Raw genomic sequence first — 19702 nt, 5'->3', positions numbered from 1 at the left:
CCTCCCATTGTGAGGGCAGCCGGCCGGACGCGTCCTCGCCGTACCGCAGGCTGGGACCCGGATCACCGGGTCTCCCCGCAACACCCGGCCCCGGCGGCCCCGCTCAGCCCTGCCGCAGCGCGAACCACAGCTCCATGCGCACGTCCGCGTCGTCCAGGTCGGCGTCCAACAGCGCGGCGCAGCGGGCGATCCGCTGCCGCACCGTGTTGCGGTGCACGCCGAGCGCCACCGCCGTGCGGTCCCAACTGCCGTGCAGCGAAAGCCAGGTGCGCAGCGTCTCGGCCAGCGCGGGTTGGGCGCCGAGCGGCCCGAGGAGCGCACGGGCGTGCGCCTGGGCGTCCGCCCTGGGCACCAGTTCCGCCAGGCCCGGCCGGGCCCCGTGCCGGACCAGCGGGACGCGGGTGGCGCGGGCGCGGGCGAGCGCGCGGGCCGCCTGGCCGTCGGCGGCGGGCCACTCGCCGGGGCCGGCGGCCGCGCTGACCCCGAGGGTCCAGCCCGGCTGCGGCACGGGCTCCCGCTCGGCGGGCGCCAGCACCCGCACCACGTCCCGGCCCACGTCCACCAGCGGCGATCCGAGGGCGGCGCCCAGCGCGGAGGCGGCCACGGCGTCCGGCGACTGGGCCTCCGGCCGGGCGTGCACGACGATCCAGCGGCCGTCCCCGAGCAGCGGCGCGACCTCCTCAGGGGACGAACCGAGCAGCAGCCGTACGAGCGCGGCGGACCGGGCCGCGCCCGACCCGCTCTGGTGCTCGCCGGTCAGCAGGGAGAGCAGTACGGCGGCGACGGAGGCGATGGTGTGGTCTCCGGGCCCGCGCTGCCCGGAGGCCACCCCGAGCACGAACCCCTCACCGGCCCCGAGGGCGTAGGCGGCGAGGTGGGTGTCACCGAGGGTGTCGGTGGCCGAGGAGGGGGCCGGCCGGGGCAGGGACGCGGGCACGGGGGCGGCGGACGCGGCGGCGCCCCCCAAGGGGGCACGCCCGGGCCCCGAGACGCCGGCCGCGTCGGCGCCCGGCGCGGCGAAGCCGGGCTCACCCGGCGCGGGACCGCCCACGCCGGATGTCCTGGGGCTACCGGCGCCACCGGCCCTGGGCCCCCCGGCCCCACCGTCCCTGGCGGCCCCGGTCCCGGGACCCCCGGCGCCACCGGCTCTGGCGCCTCCGGTACCGGGCCCCCCGGCGCCAGGCGCACCCGCCGTGCCGGACCGGGGCACGGCGGGCAGGCCGGGCGCGCCGGCCGTGCCCCTGTCCGGTTCCGGGGGGCGTGGGCCGGTCGGGCGGACGACCTGCGTCAGTTTCGACAGGGCCGCGCGCACCTCGTCGGGCACCGTGCGGCCGGCCTGCGCGATGCCGGTGCCGTCCGGGCCGAAGAGAATCGCGTGGCCACCCAGGCGCTGGGCGAGCTGGCGCAGCACCGAGGGCACCGGGTCCGGACGGGAGGCCGCCGCGGCGAGGCTCTGCTGGGCGTCGGTCACGCGGCGCAGCTCGGCCAGCCGGGCCTGGGCCATGAGCTGCCAGACCGCGCGGGCCACCCCCGAGAAGGTCGTCCGAGGCGGCACCTCCAGCAGCGGGAGTCCCTGCGCGTCGCAGGCCGCGACCAGGGCGGGCGGCACGGTGTCGTGCACGGGGGCCACGCCGAAGCCGAGGGCCGCGCCGCCCGCCGCCACGACCCGGGATACGTAGTCGTCGAACCTGCCCGCCTCCGCCCCCTGCGGGATGTGCACCCCGGCCGTCAGCAGCAGCTCGCCGCCCAGCAGGTACGGGTAGGGGTCGGCCATCTCCGAGGTGTGCGCGCCGTGGATCACCAGGGCCGGGCCGGCCGGGCCCGCGATCTGGCGCAGGGCGAGGTCCTCCCGGGCCAGCAGGGCCGAGAGCGCGACCGGCGGGGTCGGCGGGACGGCCGGGGCGACCGGTTCCGGCATGGTGTGCGTTCCCTCCATCCAGCCCCGTGCATATGGATGAAACGTACACTTCGCAGTCGCTTTCCGGCCACCTAGTGTCAAGTCAGTCCGGCAGCCGCGGGTACGGGCGGATGTCCCCGCGAACCGCTGCCGTCACGTCCCCGTTGCAACCGCACGACACGCCACCGGATGTGCGCGAAGGAGGGCCCCACATGGCCGTCGACTACACAGTGATCGTCGTCTATCTCGCCGGCATGCTGGCCATGGGCTGGTGGGGCATGCGCCGCGCCAAGTCCAAGAGCGAGTTCCTGGTGGCCGGCCGGCGCCTCGGGCCCGCCATGTACTCCGGCACCATGGCCGCGATCGTCCTCGGCGGCGCGTCCACCATCGGCGGCGTCGGCCTCGGCTACCAGTACGGCCTCTCCGGCGCGTGGATGGTCTTCACCATCGGCCTCGGCCTGCTGGCCCTGTCCGTCTTCTTCTCGGCGCGCATCGCCCGGCTGAAGGTCTACACGGTCTCCGAGATGCTGGACCTCAGGTACGGCGGCCGCGCGGGCGTGATCTCCGGCCTGGTCATGTGGGCCTACACCCTCATGCTGGCGGTGACGTCGACCATCGCGTACGCCACCATCTTCGACGTCCTCTTCGACATGAACCGCACCGTCGCGATCATCATCGGCGGCTCGATCGTCGTCGCGTACTCGACGCTGGGCGGCATGTGGTCGATCACTCTCACCGACATGGTGCAGTTCGTCGTGAAGACGATCGGTGTGCTCCTGCTGCTCCTGCCCATCGCGGTGGTCAAGGCGGGCGGCTTCTCCGAGATGAAGGCCAAGCTGCCCACCTCGTACTTCGACCCGCTGGGCATCGGCGGCGAGACGATCTTCACCTACGTGCTGATCTACACCTTCGGCATGCTGATCGGCCAGGACATCTGGCAGCGCGTGTTCACCGCCCGCGGTGACCGGACCGCCAAGTGGGGCGGCACGGTCGCCGGCACCTACTGCCTGGCCTACGCGCTCGCCGGCGCCGTGATCGGCACGGCCGCCAAGGTGCTGTACCCCAAGCTGGGCAGCCCGGACGACGCGTTCGCCACCATCGTCAAGGACGAACTGCCCATCGGCGTGCGCGGACTGGTGCTGGCCGCCGCCCTCGCCGCCGTGATGTCGACCTCCTCCGGCGCCCTGATCGCCTGCGCCACCGTCGCCAACAACGACATCTGGTCGCGGCTGCGGGGCGTGGTCAGGTCCTCCGGCGAGGAGCACGACGAGGTCCGGGGCAACCGGGTCTTCATCCTGGTCATGGGCCTCGCGGTGATCGGCACCGCGATCGCCCTGAACAACGTCGTCGAGGCCCTGACGGTCGCCTACAACCTCCTCGTCGGCGGTCTGCTCGTGCCCATCCTCGGCGGCCTGCTGTGGAAGCGCGGCACCGCGCAGGGCGCGCTGGCCTCCGTGGCCGTCGGCGGCCTCGCCGTGATCGGCCTGATGGCCGGCTACGGCATCCTCGCCAACGAGCCCGTCTACTACGGACTGCTCGCCTCCCTCGTCGTCTACGTCGCAGTCTCCCTGGCGACCCGGCCCACCGACGAGGCCGTCCTCGCCGCCTGGCGGGAACGCCTCGCGGGACGCACCCCCGAACTCGTGTCCGAACCGGTAGCGGCTCACCAGTAGAGTCGTAGGAAAAGCAGCACAAGCGTGATGAAGCGCTGGAAAGAAGGCAATTGACCATGAGCAGCAACGAGACGCCCCGCGGCCCCGTCGACTCCTCCCGCGTCCCGCGGTACGCCGGCCCCGCGACCTTCGCCCGGCTGCCCCGCCTGGACGAGGTCGGCGCCGCCGACGTCGCCGTGGTGGGCGTGCCGTTCGACTCCGGCGTCTCGTACCGGCCGGGCGCCCGCTTCGGCGGCAACGCCATCCGCGAGGCGTCCCGGCTGCTGCGCCCGTACAACCCGGCGCAGGACGCCTCCCCCTTCGCCCTCGCGCAGGTCGCGGACGGCGGCGACATCGCCGTGAACCCGTTCAACATCAACGAGGCCGTGGAGACCATCGAGGCCGCCGCGGACGACCTGCTGGGCACCGGCGCCCGCCTGATGACCCTCGGCGGCGACCACACCATCGCGCTGCCGCTGCTGCGCTCGGTGGCGAAGAAGCACGGCCCGGTGGCCCTGCTCCACTTCGACGCCCACCTGGACACCTGGGACACCTACTTCGGCGCCGAGTACACCCACGGCACCCCGTTCCGCCGCGCGGTGGAGGAGGGCATCCTCGACACCGAGGCGCTCTCCCACGTCGGCACCCGCGGCCCGCTGTACGGCAAGCAGGACCTCACCGACGACGAGAAGATGGGCTTCGGCATCGTCACCTCGGCGGACGTCTACCGCCGGGGCGCCGACGAGGTGGCCGACCAGCTCCGCCAGCGCATCGGCGACCGCCCGCTGTACATCTCCATCGACATCGACTGCCTGGACCCGGCCCACGCGCCCGGCACCGGCACCCCGGAGGCGGGCGGCATGACCTCCCGCGAGCTGCTGGAGATCCTGCGCGGGCTCGCCTCCTGCAACCTGGTGTCGGCGGACGTCGTGGAGGTGGCCCCCGCGTACGACCACGCGGAGATCACCTCGGTGGCGGCCTCCCACACGGCCTACGAACTGACCACCATCATGAGCCGCCAGATCGCGGCGGCCCGGAAGGACGCGTAAGCGAAGTGACTCACGACCACGACCTGGTGCTCCGCCCGACCGAGGCACAGATCTCGACCGCGCTGAACCCTCCCCCCGGGCGCACGGGCGGAGACCTGGTCGTGGAGACCCTGGCCGGGCTGGGCGCGACCACCGTCTTCGGCCTGCCCGGCCAGCACGCCCTCGGCATGTTCGACGCCCTGCGCCGCTCGTCCCTGCGCTACGTCGGCCTGCGGGTGGAGAACAACGCCGGTTTCGCGGCGGACGCGTACGGCCGGGTCACCGGTGAGGCGGCCCCGCTGCTGCTCTCCACCGGCCCGGGCGCGCTGACCTCGCTGGCCGCGCTCCAGGAGGCGGCCGCCGCCTCCGCCCCGGTGCTGGCGATCAGCAGCCAGATCCCGACCGCCGGGCTGGGCGGCGGGCGCCACGGCTACCTGCACGAACTCCCCGACCAGTCGGCCTCGTTCCGGGGCGTGGTCAAGTCGGTGCACACCGTCCGCACCCAGTCGCAGATTCCGTCGGCGATCGCCGAGGCGTGGCGGTCGGCGCTCACCGCTCCCCACGGCCCGGTGTGGGTGGAGATCCCCCAGGACGTGCTGCTCTCCGAGACCCCGCTGCCGGTGGTGACGGCGATGGACGCCACCCCCGACGACCTCCTCCCGCGCCCCGAACTCACCGCGGTCGCCGCCGACCTGCTGTCCCGCGCGGCCCGGCCGGCGATCATCGCGGGCGGCGGAGTCGTACGGGCCGACGCGTCCGGGAAGCTGAAGGCGCTGGCGGAGAAGCTGGACGCCCCGGTGGTGACGACCTTCGGCGGCAAGGGCGCCTTCCCCTGGGAGCATCCCCTCTCCCTGCGGTCCTGGCTGGAGGACCGTCACACCACCGACTTCCTGGAGGACGCCGACGTCCTCCTCGTGGTCGGCTCCGGCCTCGGTGAACTCTCCTCGAACTACCACACGTTCAGGCCCCGCGGCCGGGTGATCCAGATCGAGGCCGACCTCGGCAAACTGGAGTCCAACCACCCGGCCCTCGGCATCCACGCGGACGCCCGCCTCGCCCTCCAGGCCCTGCTGGAGACGGTGGAGGACCGTGACGACGAGTCGGCGCCGCAGCGGGTGCGGGACCTGCTGGCCAAGGTCGCGGACCGTATCGCCGCCCAGGAACTCACCCTGGAGCAGGACGTGCTGGCCGCCGTCCGCCGCGCCCTGCCGACCGGCTCCCCGTCCTTCTGGGACATGACGATCCTGGCCTACTGGGCCTGGTCGGCGTTCGACCCCCGGGGCACGAACACCATGCACTCAGCCCAGGGCGCCGGCGGTCTCGGCTACGGTTTCCCGGCGGCACTCGGCGCGGCGGCGGCCGACCCCACCCGCCCGGTCCTCGCGGTCTCCGGCGACGGCGGCGCCCTCTACTCGATCGCCGAACTGGCCACGGCCCGCCAGTACGACCTGCCGGTCACCTGGCTGATCGTCGACGACGGCGGCTACGGCATCCTGCGCGAGTACATGACCGACGCCTTCGGCCAGGCCACGGCGACGGAACTGGCCCGCCCGGACTACGTGGCCCTGGCCGAGTCCTTCGGCGTCCCGGGCGTGCGCACCACCCCGGAGACCCTGGAGGCGGACCTGGCGAAGGCGCTGGCGTCGCCCGGCCCGTCGGTGGTGGTCCTGCCGGCGGTGCTGCGGATGTTCGCGCCGACCCATCTGAGCTGACCGGCCGCGCCGGACGCCGGACGGCGGTGGACCTCCCCGCGCGGGGTGAGGCCCACCGCCGTCGCGCGTCTACCAGATCGCGTCGACCCACTCCGGGTGGTCGATGAACGGGTTGCGGTTGTGCTGGTAGGTGTCGTAGATGACCTGGTTGCGCTTCTCCTCGAAGGCGCTTGGCGGGTCCTCGTCGTTCCACTGCTTGAGGACGGACAGCTTGCCGATGTACGGGTTGCTGCCGTTGTCGACCTTTTCGTTGGGCTCCAGGTCGGCGAAGCCGTCGCCCCCGTCGTAGCGGACCGCCATGTAGAGGATCATGCGGGCCACGTCGCCCTTGTCCGCGTCGCGCGGCTCGAAGGAGTCGGAGTCGGTGAGGCTGCCGCCCCCGCCGCTGACCGCGCTGCCGCCGTTGTCGAAGTCCTTGTTGCCGCGGACGCTGTTGACCTGGACGTCCGCGGGGCGCAGGTGGTGCAGGTCGGTGCCGGGGCCGGTCACCTCGCCGAAGTCGCCGTGCGACTTGGCCCACACGTGCTCGCGGTTCCAGTCACCGGTGCTGCCGCCGCTCAGGGACTTGGCCCGCGAGACGCCGCTGTAGAGCAGGATCACGTTGTTGCTGTTGTTCGGGTCCTGGTCGGTGACCTTCAGCGCGTTCCAGACCGCCGAGTACGAGATCTTGCTCTGGCTGCTGATGATGGTGTGCAGCGAGGACTTGAGGCTCGCGCCCGTCTTGCCGACGGCGTTCTTGTAGTACGTGCTGTCGTACGAGGTCGTCGTCGCGCTCGCCGGGGCGGCGACCGCCGTGGGCAGGGTGAGCCCGACGAGCAGGGCCGAGACGGCCAGTGCCGGAGTCTTCCAACGGTGTACGTGCGTCACGGTCATGTGGGGGCCGATCTACGCGGGTTGATTGAGCGGACAACCGGAGCGTGACATGGGCATGCAGTAGTGGTGGTGAAGCGGAGGTGACCGTTGTGTGTCGGAACCCGGTAAGTCGCCGGGGGTAACGGTCATTTGACGCGGCGGTGGGTGGCGTGCCGACCGGGGTGACCGCCCGGCTGGCGCGATGGAGACCGGGACGGACTGCGGCTCCCGGTCCGGCCGGGCGAGGTGGCGCAGCACGGCAGGTGCCGCGAACAGGGTGCCGGACTAGATGAGTTGCCCTTCCGTCCGCGGCATGAGGGGAGTGTTGCCGCACCCGTGACCGACCCCACGTACAACCGTCACCCGTCCCGGTGAGTCAACGCATGCATGACTCCCCGCACATCCATACGCGCCGGAGCGCTCGCGGTCGCCCTCGGCACCGCGGTGCTCATACCGGCCGTCGCCGCCGGCCCGGCCGCCGCGGCGACCGCGCCCACCGTCAGCTGCACGTCCGCCAAGGCGGGCCTGGCCGCCAAGCTGAAGAAGGACATCACCGCGGCCCTGGCCAACCGCAAGGGCACCGTCGCGATCGGTCTGTACGACCGGTCCACCAAGACCACCTGCACCCTGCGCGCCACCACCGCCTACGACTCGGCCAGCACCGTCAAGGTCACCGTCCTCGCCACGCTGCTGTGGGACGCCAAGAAGCACAACCGGTACCTGACCGACCGTGAGGCCTCGCTCGCCAAGGCCATGATCACCAAGTCGGACAACAACGCGACCAGCACGCTCTGGAAGCAGCTCGGCATGACGAAGATCAAGGGCTTCCTGTCCGCCGCAGGGATGACGAGGACGGTCCCGGGCGCGAACGGCTACTGGGGCCTGACCCAGGAGAACGTCACCGACGAGCAGAAGCTGCTCAAGCTCCTCACGGCCAGGAACAGCGTGCTGAGCGACAACTCCCGCGCCTACATCCTCAAGCTCATGAACCAGGTCGTCTCCTCGCAGCGCTGGGGCACCCCGGCCGGAGCGCCGTCCACGGTCACGGTGCACGTCAAGAACGGCTGGCTGCAGCGCTCCACGCACGGCTGGCGGGTGCACAGCCTCGGCACCTTCGACGGCGGCGGCCACGACTACATGATGTCCGTGCTGACGCACGGCAACAGCACCATGAGCTACGGCGTCACCACCATCCAGAACGTCGCCAAGGCGATCCACAAGGACCTGGTGCCGACCACGTCCGGCGTCACCCGCTACACCCCGACCAGCACCCCGAGCGAGGCGCACGTCGCGGTGCCGCCGCAGGGCTGAGACGGCTACGTCACCCCCGGTGACGACTCGGCGCCCGGCCCCGTTTTGTTGCAGGGGGATGAAATCCGCACGCCCCGGCGTTGGTGCCTTCCGGTAGAGCAGGACGACAGGAAGGCACCGGCGTGGCAGCGCAACGGGGATGGGCACGGCGGCTGGCGGGTTACGCCTGGCGGTATCCGAAGGACGTCGTCCTGGCCCTCGGCTCCTCCCTCGGTGGCATGGCCGTCATGGCCGTCGTCCCGCTGTTCACCAAGGTGATCATCGACGACGTGATCGGCGCCCACACCCGCTCCATGGCGGTGTGGGCCGGCGCCCTGCTCGGCGCGGCCGTCCTGGTCTACGTCTTCACCTTCGTCCGCCGCTACTACGGCGGACGGCTCGCCCTCGACGTCCAGCACGACCTGCGGACCGAGATGTACGGCACGATCACCCGCCTCGACGGCCGCCGCCAGGACGAGCTGTCCACCGGCCAGGTGGTCGGCCGGGCCACCAGCGACCTCCAGCTCATCCAGGGCCTGCTCTTCATGCTCCCGATGACCATCGGAAACGTGCTGCTCTTCGTGATGTCCCTGGTGATCATGGCGTGGCTGTCGCTGCCGCTGACCCTGGTCGCCCTGGCCGTGGCCCCGGCCCTGTACGCGATCGCCAAGCGCAGCCGCAGCAAGCTCCACCCCGCCACCTGGTACGCCCAGGCGCAGGCCGCCGCCGTGGCCGGCGTGGTGGACGGCGCGGTGAGCGGCGTCCGGGTGGTCAAGGGCTTCGGGCAGGAGGAGCAGGAGACCGGGAAGCTGCGCGAGGTGGGCCGCAGGCTCTTCGCGGGGCGGCTGCGCACCGTCCGGCTGAACAGCAGGTTCACCCCGGCCCTGCAGGCGGTGCCCGCCCTCGGCCAGGTCGCCATGCTCGCCCTCGGCGGCTGGCTGGCCGTGCGCGGGCACATCACCCTCGGCACCTTCGTCGCCTTCTCCACCTACCTCGCCCAGCTCGTCGGCCCGGTCCGCATGCTCGCCGTGGTCCTCACCGTCGGGCAGCAGGCCCGGGCCGGCACCGAGCGCGTGCTGGAGCTGATCGACACCGAGCCGACCCTCCGGGAGGGCACGAAGACCCTGCCGGCCGACGCGCCCGCGACCGTCGAGTTCGACGACGTGTCGTTCGGCTACGACCAGGGGCGTCCCGTCCTCGACGGCCTCAGCTTCGAGATCCGGCCCGGCGAGACCCTGGCCGTGGTCGGCTCCTCCGGCTCGGGCAAGTCCACCGTCTCGCTGCTGCTGCCGCGCTTCTACGACGTCACCCGGGGCGCCGTCCTGATCGGCGGGCACGACGTGCGCGAGCTGACCCTCGACTCGCTCAGGGCCGCGATCGGCCTGGTGCCCGAGGACTCGTTCCTGTTCTCCGACACCGTCGGCGCGAACATCGCCTACGGCCGCCCGGACGCCACCCGGGAGGAGATCGAGGCCGCCGCCCGCGCCGCCCAGGCCGACCGGTTCATCTCCGAGCTGCCCGAGGGCTACGACACCAAGGTCGGCGAGCACGGCCTGACCCTCTCCGGCGGCCAGCGCCAGCGCGTCGCGCTCGCCCGCGCCCTGCTGACCGACCCGCGCCTGCTGGTCCTGGACGACGCCACCTCCGCCGTGGACGCCCGCGTCGAGCACGAGATCCACGAGGCGCTCAAGCACGTGATGGAGGGCCGCACCACCCTGCTCATCGCGCACCGCCGCTCCACCCTGAACCTCGCCGACCGCATCGCCGTCCTGGACGGCGGCCGGCTCGCCGACCTCGGCACCCACGAGGAACTGCAGGAGCGCTGCGCCCTGTACCGCCGGCTGCTGACCGACCCCGACGAGCTGGGCGGCGTCTCCCCGGGGCACACCGGCCCCGCCGAGCCGCAGGAGGACACCAGCCTGCGCGAGGAGCTGGACGCCGAGTTCGACGCCGAGCGCGGCATCACCCCCCGGCTGTGGACGGGTGAGCGCCGGCCCAGGGACGCGGCCATGGCGGGCACCCCCGCCACCCCCGAGCTCCTCGCCCAGGTCGAGGCGCTGCCCCCGGCCACCGACACCCCCGACGTCGACGAGGCCCGCGCGGTGCGCGCCGAGGCGTCCTACGGACTGCGCCGCCTGCTGCACGGCTTCGGCCTGCCGCTGCTGGTCAGCCTGCTGCTGGTCGCCGTGGACGCCGGCGCCGGCCTGCTGCTGCCGGTGCTGATCCGGCACGGCATCGACCAGGGCGTGAGCCGGATGGCCCTGGGCGCGGTGTGGGCGGCCTCGCTGCTGGGCCTGCTCACCGTACTGGTGCAGTGGGCCGCGCAGGTCGGCGAGACCCGGATGACCGGCCGCACCGGTGAGCGCGTGCTGTACGCCCTGCGGCTGAAGATCTTCGCCCAGCTCCAGCGGCTCGGCCTCGACTACTACGAGCGCGAGCTGACCGGCCGGATCATGACCCGGATGACGACGGACGTCGACGCCCTCTCCACCTTCCTGCAGACCGGCCTGGTCACGGCGTTCGTCTCGGTCGTCACCTTCTTCGGCATCATGGCCGCCCTGCTGGTGATCGACGTGCAGCTCGCCCTGGTCGTCTTCGCCACCCTGCCCCCGCTGGTCGTCGCCACCTTCTTCTTCCGCCGGGCCAGCGTGAAGGCGTACGAACTGGCCCGTGAACGGGTCTCGCTGGTCAACGCGGACCTGCAGGAGTCGGTGGCCGGGCTCAGGATCGTGCAGGCGTTCCGCCGCGAGCCGGACGGCGCCCGCCGGTTCGCCGCGCGCAGCGACAGCTACCGCGCCGCCCGCATCCGCGGCCAGTGGCTGATCTCGGTCTACTTCCCCTTCGTCCAGCTCCTGTCCTCGGTCGCCGCGGCCGCCGTGCTGATCACCGGCGCCGGCCGGGTGGAGGCGGCCACCCTGACCACGGGCGCGCTGGTGGCGTACCTGCTCTACATCGACCTGTTCTTCGCCCCGGTCCAGCAGCTCTCCCAGGTCTTCGACGGCTACCAGCAGGCCACCGTCTCCCTCGGCCGCATCCAGGAACTGCTGCGCGAGCCGACCTCCACCGGCGCCGCCGAGGAGCCCCGCGAGGTCGGCTCCCTGCGCGGCGACATCGCCTTCGAGGACGTGCACTTCGCCTACGGCGCCGACGAGGAGGCGCTGACCGGCATCGACCTGACGATCCCGGCCGGGCAGACGGTCGCCTTCGTCGGCGAGACGGGCGCCGGCAAGTCGACCCTGGTGAAGCTGGTGGCCCGGTTCTACGACCCCACCTCCGGCCGGGTCACGGCCGACGGCACGGACCTGCGCACCCTGGACCTGACCTCGTACCGGCACCGCCTCGGAGTGGTCCCGCAGGAGGCGTACCTCTTCCCGGGCACCGTCCGGGACGCCATCGCCTACGGCCGTCCCGAGGCCACCGACGCCGAGGTCGAGGCGGCGGCGCGGGCGGTCGGCGCGCACGAGATGATCGCCACGCTCGACGGCGGCTACCTGCACGAGGTCGCCGAGCGCGGCCGCAACCTCTCGGCCGGCCAGCGCCAGCTCATCGCGCTCGCCCGGGCCGAACTGGTCGACCCGGACGTGCTGCTCCTCGACGAGGCCACGGCCGCCCTCGACCTGGCCACCGAGGCCCAGGTCAACCAGGCCACCGACCGGCTGGCGGGCCGCCGCACCACACTGGTGGTCGCGCACCGGCTGACCACGGCGGCGCGCGCCGACCGGGTGGTGGTGATGGACCACGGCCGGGTGGTGGAGGACGGCACCCACGACGAGCTGCTGGCCCTCGACGGCCGGTACGCGGAGCTATGGCGGACGTTCGTCGGCCGCTCCGAGCCGGAGGAGCCGGTCGGCGCCACCCGCTGAACACCCGGCGCACGGCCGCCCCGGGCGGCCGTGCAACCATCCGGCACGCGCGGCGCGTCCGTACATCAGTACGGTCGTCGGTGACGTATACCGGGGACGTACGACCGCGGTACGGGGAGGGACGACGATGGACTGTGGTGCGATACGCCGGCGTCTGGCGCTCGGCGCGGCCGCGCTGGCCGCCTCCGGCGCGCTGGCCCTCGCGGTGCCCGGCTCCGCCCAGGCGGCCCCGGCCGGCTCCTGCGCCGGACACGAGATACGCACCCTGCCCTTCGACTCCGGTGTCGTGCACGTCTACAAGCGCAACGGCTACGTCTGCGCCGTCACCGTCGCCCGGCACCCCGGCGCCCGGCGCGCGATGTCCGTCAGCGTCCAGGCCCGGGGCAACCGGCCGGTCGTGGACGCGGGCCGGTTCCGGCACCACGCCGGCCCGGTGACCGTGCACGCCGGGCAGCGCTGCGTGTGGGTGCGGGGCTCGGTGGGACGCGACTCGGTCAGCTCCGGCTGGATCCTGTGCTGAACCGCCCCGGCCCGCGGCCCGCCTGACCCCCGGGCCGCGCGAATATCAGCCTCGCAACGGCCGCGTAAGCCGCGGATCCGTGCAAACCGTACAACCCCCTCTGGTGTCACGGCAGTTGCTCCGCTAGCTTCCGGCGCACATCTGTCTCACAGGGGAGAGTGCGCATGCGCAAGGCGCTCAGATGGCTGCTGGCGCTCACGGTGTTCATAGGCACGCTGAGCACAGCGGGCGCGGCCACCGCCGCCCAGTCCGAGCCCGACATCAAGGACCGGCTCCTGGCGATACCCGGCATGAGCCTGGTCCAGGAGAAGCCGTACCCCGGCTACCGGTACTTCGTCCTGAACTTCACGCAGCCGGTCGACCACCGGCACCCGTCCAAGGGCACCTTCCAGCAGCGGATCACCGTGCTGCACAAGGACACCAGCCGCCCGACGGTCTTCTACACCGGCGGCTACAACGTCTCCACGACCCCGTCCCGCCGGGAGCCCACCCAGATCGTGGACGGCAACCAGGTCTCCCTGGAGTACCGCTTCTTCACGCCGTCCCGGCCGGCCCCGGCCGACTGGTCCAAGCTGGACATCTGGCAGGCGGCCAGCGACCAGCACCGGGTCTACCAGGCCCTGAAGCCGATCTACTCCGCCAACTGGCTGGCCACCGGCGGCTCCAAGGGCGGCATGACGGCCACCTACTTCGAGCGCTTCTACCCGAGCGACATGGACGGCGTGGTCGCCTACGTCGCCCCCAACGACGTGGTGAACAAGGAGGACTCGGCCTACGACCGGTTCTTCGCGGGCGTCGGCACCAAGGAGTGCCGGGACCGGCTCAACGCCGTCCAGCGGGAGGCGCTGGTGCGCCGCGAGCCGCTGGAGAAGCGGTACGCGCAGTACGCCGCCGACAACGGCTACACCTTCGACACCATCGGCGGCCTGGACAAGGCCTACGAGGCGGTCGTCCTCGACTACGTCTGGGGCTTCTGGCAGTACAGCCTGCTGAAGGACTGCGGCACCATCCCCGCCGACGCGGCGACCGCGACCGACGACGCGATCTGGGACTCGGTCGACGCCATCTCCGGCTTCTCCGCCTACACCGACCAGGGCCTGGAGACGTACACGCCGTACTACTACCAGGCGGGCACCCAGCTCGGCGCCCCCACCATCCACTTCCCGTACATCGAGAAGAAGCTGATCCGCTACGGCTACCAGCCGCCCCGCAACTTCGTGCCCCGCTCCATCCCGATGCGCTTCCAGCCGGACGCGATGCGGGACGTGGACACCTGGGTCAGGCAGCACGCCCGGCACATGCTCTTCGTCTACGGCGAGAACGACCCGTGGGGCTCGGAGCGCTTCCGGCTCGGCGCGGGCTCCCGTGACTCGTACGTCTTCACCGCCCCCGGCATGAACCACGGGGCCAACGTGGCGGGCCTGGTGCCCGACCAGAAGGCGCTGGCCACGGCCCGCATCCTGGAGTGGGCGGGCGTCGCGCCGGCGGCGGTCAAGGCCGACCCGTCCGCGGCCCGGCCGCTGGCCCGCCACGACGCGCGGCTGGACGTGCGGGACGTGGAGCGCGAGCCCGCGCTGCGCCCCTGAACCGACCCTGCTGGATCCGCCCCACCCGCCGCCCCACGTGACGTCCCCGGGACGCCGCGTGGGGCGGAACCCGTTCCGGCCCTGGGCCGTCCGGCCCCATCCCGGCTTCCTGTGCGTTCCCTTGACGGAAAGAAACTTCCCGGATATTGGTGGCTCCTTGGAAGTTTCCTTCAGCGGTTCTCCTCCGGAAGGAGCACGCGTGCACGACAGCAGCACGGCAAGCACGGGAAACACCCCGCGGCCGTCCAGACGGGCCGTTCTCGCCGCCACCGCGGGCATCACGGCCGCGCTGACCGTACCGGCCACCGCCCACGCCGCCGCCTCCGGCGACGCCAGGCTGCGCGCCCTCATCTCCCGCATGTCGCTGGAGGAGAAGGTCGGCCAGCTCTTCGTGATGCGGGTCTACGGCCACTCCGCCACCGCCCCCGACCAGGCCGACGTCGACGCCAACCTCGCGGAGATCGGCGTCCGCACGGCCGCCGAGCTGATCGCGAAGTACCGGGTCGGCGGCATCATCTACTTCACCTGGGCGCACAACACCCGCGACCCGCACCAGATCGCCGACCTGTCCAACGGCATCCAGCGGGTCTCCCTCGGACAGCCCCGCGGCCTGCCGGTGCTGATCGCCACCGACCAGGAGCACGGCATCGTGTGCCGGGTGGGCGAGCCGGCCACGCTGTTCCCGGGCGCGATGGCCATCGGCGCGGGCGGCCGCACCGCCGACGCCCACACCCTCGGCCGCCTCTCCGGCGCCGAACTGCGCGCGATGGGCATCAACCAGGACTACAGCCCCGACGCCGACGTGAACGTCAACCCGGCCAACCCGGTCATCGGCGTACGGTCCTTCGGCGCCGACCCGCAGGCGGTGGCCCGGCTGGTGGCCGCCGAGGTGAAGGGCTATCAGGCCTCCGGGGTCGCGGCCACCGCCAAGCACTTCCCCGGGCACGGCGACACCGCCGTCGACAGCCACACCGGCTTCCCGGTCATCACGCACAGCCGGGAGCTGTGGGAGCGGCTGGACGCGGTGCCCTTCCGGGCGGCGATCGCGGCGGGCATCGACTCGATCATGACCGCCCACCTGCAGTTCCCGGCGCTCGACGACTCCGGCGACCCGGCCACCCTCTCCTCCCCGATCCTCACCGGCATCCTGCGCGGCGAACTCGGCTACGACGGGGTCGTGGTCACCGACTCGCTCGGCATGGAGGGCGTGCGCTCCAAGTACGGCGACGACCGGGTGCCGGTGCTCGCCCTGAAGGCGGGCGTCGACCAGTTGCTCAACCCGCCGTCGCTGGACGTGGCCTGGCACGCCGTCCTCAAGGCCGTCCAGGACGGCGAGCTGACCGAGGCCCGCCTGGACGAATCGATCCTGCGCATCCTGCGGCTGAAGGCCGGACTCGGCCTCCTCGACCGGGCGCCCTACGTCACCGCGGCCGGCGTCGACCGGACGGTGGGCACGAAGGCCCATCTGGCCGCCGCCGACCGGATCGCGGAGCGCACCACGACCCTGCTCGTCAACGAGGACCACGTCCTGCCGTTCGACCGCCGCGCCGGCTCCAGAGTCCTCGTCGTCGGCGCCGACCCGGCCTCCCCGTCCGGCACCACCGGTCCGCCCACCACGGTGCTCGCGGCCGCCCTCACCGAGCTGGGCTTCACCGCCACCGCCCTGTCCACCGGCACCGCGCCCTCCGCCGCCACCGTCGCCAAGGCGGTGACGGCCGCGCGGGACGCCGACGCGGTGGTCGTGGCCACGTACAACGTGACGGCGGGCAGCAGCCAGCGGACCCTGGTGGAGCAGTTGCTCGCCACCGGGAAACCGGTGGTGGCCGTCGCCGTCCGCAACCCCTACGACGTCGCCCAGCTCCCCGCCGTCAAGGGGTTCCTGGCGACCTACTCCTGGACCGACGTGGAACTGCGCGCCGCCGCACGGGTGATCGCCGGCCGGGTGAAGCCGCACGGCAGGCTCCCGGTGCCGGTGCAGCGGGCGGACGACCCGGCGCAGGTGCTGTACCCGCTGGGACACGGACTGACGTACTAGGCCGACGAGGCGTACGGCCGTACGCCTCGTGGCAGGGGCCGGACGCCCGCGACGGACGGGCGGACGGCGCCCGCGCGCCGGGCCCGGCACGCTTCAGGCCCGGTCCTCGTCCGGTGCGGCCCCTGTCCGGGGGCCGCACCGGACGACGGACGTCCGCAGGAGACCGGCTGCCGCCCCGGGACGGTGCCGTGCCGTGCCGCTCACGGCGTGTCCGGCACGGTGAGGTCCCGTGTGCCCGCCCGCAGTTCCGGCGTCGCCGCCGCGACCGCCGCCACCGCGAGGACGCACAGCAGGCCGCCGCTGACCAGAGCGGCCGCCCCCGAGGTGAAGCCCGCGAGCAGCCCGCCGCGCACGTTGCCGAGGCTGGGCCCCGCCTGGCCGACGATCTGCTCGGCCGCCGTGACCCGGCCGAGCAGCGCGTCCGGTGTGCGGGTCTGCACGATCGTGGAGCGGGAGACGACCGCGGTGGCGTCCGCCGCCCCGGCGAGCACGAGCAGGGCGAGCCCGGCCCAGGGGCTGGTCGACAGCCCGAACACCACCAGGGCCGCGCCCCAGGTGCCGGAGGCGCACAGCATCACCGTGCCCGGCCGCCCGAGCCGGGTCAGCGAGCCGGACAGGGCCGTCGCCGAGACCCCGCCCACCGCCAGGGCCGACAGGAACAGGCCCAGGGTGCGCGGGTCGTCGCCGAACCGCTCGGCGTTGACCAGCGGGAACAGGCTGACCGGGAAGGACAGCACGGTGGCGGCCAGGTCCGTGATCAGCGCGCCCCGCACCACCCGGTGCCGGGCCAGGAAGCGCAGCCCGTCCAGCACCCCGTGCAGCCCCGCCCGCGACGGCTCGCCCTCCGGCGGCAGCGGGGGCAGCCCGAAGGCGCCGTAGAAGGCGACCCCGAAGCTGAGGGCGTCCAGCAGGTAGCAGGTGCCGATGCCGAACCGGCCCAGCAGCACACCGGCCAGGGCGGGGCCGAGCAGCATCATCGACTGACCGGTGACGGCGTTCAGGGCGAGCCCGGCGCCCACCTGCCCCGGGGGCAGCAGCCGGGGCAGGAACACCCCGGCCGCCGGGGCGCCGAGCGCGCCGAAGGCCGACTGCCCGGCGACCAGCGCGAGCAGCGCCGGCACCGGGACGTGCCCGGTGAACCCCTGCACGGCCAGCAGCAGCGAGCAGACGGCCTGGCCCACGGTGGCCGCCAGATAGACCCGGCGCCGGTCCGCCCGGTCCACCCAGGCGCCCGCGAACAGCCCGAACACCACCAGCGGCAGCGCCTGCGCCAGCCCGACCGCGCCGGTCCACGCCGTGCTGCGGGTCATGTCCCACACCTGGTACATGACCGTCACCGAGGTCATGAACCCGCCGAGCAGGGACACGGTCCGGCCGATCAGCAACCGCCGGAAGACGGGCGAGGTGCGCAGCGGCGTCACGTCGACGAGGGAACGGCTGAGACTCATGAGCGCGGGAGGGAGCGCGCGGCCTGCGGATTCACCGGGGGAGGCTAGCCGCCCGCGACCGCCCCGGCCACCGAATAAACCCGGGCCGGGAACGGCCGAACTATGGGCCCGGCTCGGCTAGTGGACCCGGCCCCAGCCGTGGGCCCGGTCCGGACCGGCGCGGGCGCTCGGGCCCTGGGTGAAGGGCCGGGCGTCCCGCGCGGGGCCGGGCGCGGGGGTCGGTCAGGCGGCCTCGCCCAGCAGGCGTGCGAGGTGGTCGCGGCCCGCGTCGAGGAGGCCGGGGAGCGGGGCGGCGGACTCGTGCCAGCGCTTCTCGTACTCCCAGCACAGCCAGCCGTCCCAGCCGTTGCGGCACAGGACGTCCACGCACTCGGTGAGCGGCAGCACGCCCGCGCCGAGCGGCAGCGGGGCGCTCTCCTCGGCCGAGGCGATGTCCTTGACCTGGACGTAGCCGAGGTGCGGGGCGAGCGCCGCGTAGCTGTCGGCGGGCTGCTCACCGCCCAGCCAGGTGTGCATCACGTCCCACAGCGCGCCCACCTGCCGGTGCCCGACCGGACCCAGCACACGGATCACGTCGGCGCCGGTGCGGTGCGAGTCGTGGGTCTCCAGCAGGATCCGGACGCCGAGCGCGGCGGCGTCCTCGGCGGCGGCGCCGAGCCTCCGGGCGGCGAGGGCGTCGGACTCCTCGCGGGGCCGGTCCGGATCGGCGCCGGGGAAGACCCGTACGAACGGGGCGCCCAGATCGTGGGCGAGTTGCAGGAGCTGCCGGATCTCGTCGAGGACGGGAGCGTCGTCGCCGGGCGCGGCGACGCGCGTGTATCCGGCCAGGCCGAGCAGTTCGATCCCGGCCGCCTTGAACTGCGCGGCCGTCTCGGCCCGCTCGGCGGGGGACAGACCGGGGTGCACGGGCTCCTCGGGATGGGCGCGCAGTTCCACACCGTGGTAACCGTGCGCGTTCGCGAGCGCCAGGACGTCGGGCACGGAGAGCCCAGGGACACCGAGAGTGGAGAACGCCAGCTTCATGCTCGGACCCTACTCGTCAGGTGCCCGCTCCGCGCAGATCCAACCGCCAGTCCTGGCCGACCAGATCCTGGCCGAAGGAACGGTGCGGCTTCTCGGCGACGAGCACGAAGCCGTGCCGCTGGTAGATGCGCCGGGCGCCGCTGAGCACGTCGTTCGTCCACAGCACCAGGTCCCGGTAGCCGGCCTCGCGCGCGAAGCCGATGACGGCGCTCACCAGCCGGTCACCGATCCCGTGCCCGCGCGCGGAGGGCTCGACGAGTAGCAGCCGCAGCCGCGCGGTGGCCGGGTCCGTCTCCCGCACGCACATCACGCACCCCACCGGCCGGCCGTCCAGCTCGGCGATCCACACCCGCTCCAGCCGCGGGTCGTGGTCCTCGGCGAAGTCGGCGACGATGCGCGCCACCAGTCCCTCGTACTCGACGTCCCACCCGTACTCGGCCGCGTACAGGGCGCCGTTGCGCTGCACGATCCAGCCCAGCTCCCCGGGCAACGGCCCCCTCAGCACGCCCCCGGCCTCATCAAACCCACCCGAACTCACAACCCCGACCCTAACGACCCCCCCGACCCCACCCCCTCAGACACCCCGCACAACCCAACCCCGCGAGCAGCAAGCAGGGGCGCGGGGAACTGCGCGATCAACCCCCACCCACCCGCACCCGCCCGCCCCCCTCAAACACCCCGCACAACCCAACCCCGCGAGCAGCAAGCAGGGGCGCGGGGAACTGCGCGATCAACCCCCACCCACCCGCACCCGCCCGCCCCCCTCAAACACCCCGCACAACCCAACCCCGCGAGC

Annotated in this window: 11 protein-coding genes and 3 pseudogenes; 8 read left to right on the top strand and 6 right to left on the bottom strand. The window is 73.3% G+C overall.

Annotation, left to right across the window (positions count from 1 at the left end; translation table 11 throughout):
* Positions 1-103: 103 nt before the first annotated feature.
* Positions 104-343, bottom strand: a pseudogene (locus tag TNCT1_RS37030) (helix-turn-helix domain-containing protein); the annotation flags it as partial.
* A 1224-nt stretch (positions 344-1567) separates the two neighbouring features.
* A pseudogene (locus TNCT1_RS37025) lies at positions 1568-1918 on the bottom strand (PucR family transcriptional regulator ligand-binding domain-containing protein); the annotation flags it as partial.
* Positions 1919-2109: 191 nt separating this feature from the next.
* On the opposite strand from TNCT1_RS37025, the gene TNCT1_RS32235 reads away from it, so the two are divergent.
* From TNCT1_RS32235 to TNCT1_RS32225, 3 genes are read left to right on the top strand one after another with little or no spacing between them, the layout of a single operon-like run.
* Positions 2110-3570, top strand: coding sequence for a sodium:solute symporter (locus tag TNCT1_RS32235; RefSeq protein WP_143639232.1), 1461 nt, complete (start codon positions 2110-2112; stop codon positions 3568-3570).
* Between the two features lie 56 nt (positions 3571-3626).
* A complete protein-coding gene (gene speB / locus TNCT1_RS32230) occupies positions 3627-4598 on the top strand; it encodes an agmatinase (RefSeq protein WP_143639230.1) in 972 nt (323 codons plus the stop codon).
* A 5-nt stretch (positions 4599-4603) separates the two neighbouring features.
* Positions 4604-6289, top strand: coding sequence for a thiamine pyrophosphate-binding protein (locus tag TNCT1_RS32225; RefSeq protein ID WP_143639228.1), 1686 nt, complete (start codon positions 4604-4606; stop codon positions 6287-6289).
* A gap of 69 nt (positions 6290-6358) precedes the next feature.
* Here the strand turns inward: TNCT1_RS32225 and TNCT1_RS32220 are convergent, their stop codons facing one another.
* Positions 6359-7162 (bottom strand): endonuclease I family protein, encoded by an 804-nt coding sequence (locus TNCT1_RS32220; RefSeq protein WP_143639226.1) that lies wholly within the window; start codon positions 7160-7162, stop codon positions 6359-6361.
* A gap of 366 nt (positions 7163-7528) precedes the next feature.
* Here TNCT1_RS32220 and TNCT1_RS32215 point away from each other — a divergent pair, with 366 nt between their 5' ends.
* The 5 genes from TNCT1_RS32215 to TNCT1_RS32195 all read left to right on the top strand — a co-directional run bounded on the left by TNCT1_RS32215 (position 7529) and on the right by TNCT1_RS32195 (position 16435).
* Complete coding sequence (locus tag TNCT1_RS32215) at positions 7529-8452, top strand: serine hydrolase (protein WP_143639224.1); 924 nt, start codon at positions 7529-7531, stop codon at positions 8450-8452.
* A 122-nt stretch (positions 8453-8574) separates the two neighbouring features.
* The gene (locus TNCT1_RS32210; RefSeq protein WP_143639223.1) at positions 8575-12294 is read left to right on the top strand and encodes an ABC transporter ATP-binding protein; all 3720 of its coding nucleotides are present in this window, start codon (positions 8575-8577) and stop codon (positions 12292-12294) included.
* 127 nt (positions 12295-12421) lie between these two features.
* Positions 12422-12814, top strand: coding sequence for a hypothetical protein (locus TNCT1_RS32205; RefSeq protein WP_143639221.1), 393 nt, complete (start codon positions 12422-12424; stop codon positions 12812-12814).
* 164 nt (positions 12815-12978) lie between these two features.
* The gene (locus TNCT1_RS32200; protein ID WP_143639219.1) at positions 12979-14400 is read left to right on the top strand and encodes a S28 family serine protease; all 1422 of its coding nucleotides are present in this window, start codon (positions 12979-12981) and stop codon (positions 14398-14400) included.
* 199 nt (positions 14401-14599) lie between these two features.
* A complete protein-coding gene (locus TNCT1_RS32195; RefSeq protein ID WP_143639217.1) occupies positions 14600-16435 on the top strand; it encodes a glycoside hydrolase family 3 protein in 1836 nt (611 codons plus the stop codon).
* Positions 16436-16635: 200 nt separating this feature from the next.
* On the opposite strand, the gene TNCT1_RS32190 is transcribed toward TNCT1_RS32195, so the two are convergent.
* The 3 genes and pseudogenes from TNCT1_RS32190 to TNCT1_RS32180 form a co-directional block, all read right to left on the bottom strand.
* Entirely contained in the window at positions 16636-17883 is a 1248-nt protein-coding gene (locus TNCT1_RS32190; protein ID WP_143639215.1) for an MFS transporter, read from the bottom strand.
* Between the two features lie 222 nt (positions 17884-18105).
* Positions 18106-18906 carry a sugar phosphate isomerase/epimerase gene (locus TNCT1_RS32185; protein WP_143639213.1) on the bottom strand — a complete coding sequence of 267 codons (801 nt, stop codon included), beginning with the start codon at positions 18904-18906 and terminating at the stop codon, positions 18106-18108.
* 16 nt (positions 18907-18922) lie between these two features.
* Positions 18923-19411, bottom strand: a pseudogene (locus TNCT1_RS32180) (GNAT family N-acetyltransferase); the annotation flags it as partial.
* Between the last annotated feature and the right edge of the window lie 291 nt (positions 19412-19702).

The sequence above is a fragment of the Streptomyces sp. 1-11 genome (genome assembly GCF_007176755.1).
GTDB lineage: Bacteria > Actinomycetota > Actinomycetes > Streptomycetales > Streptomycetaceae > Streptomyces.
The sequence above is the reverse complement of the archived record's forward strand: the minus strand, read 5'-3'. Positions and strand labels throughout refer to the sequence as shown.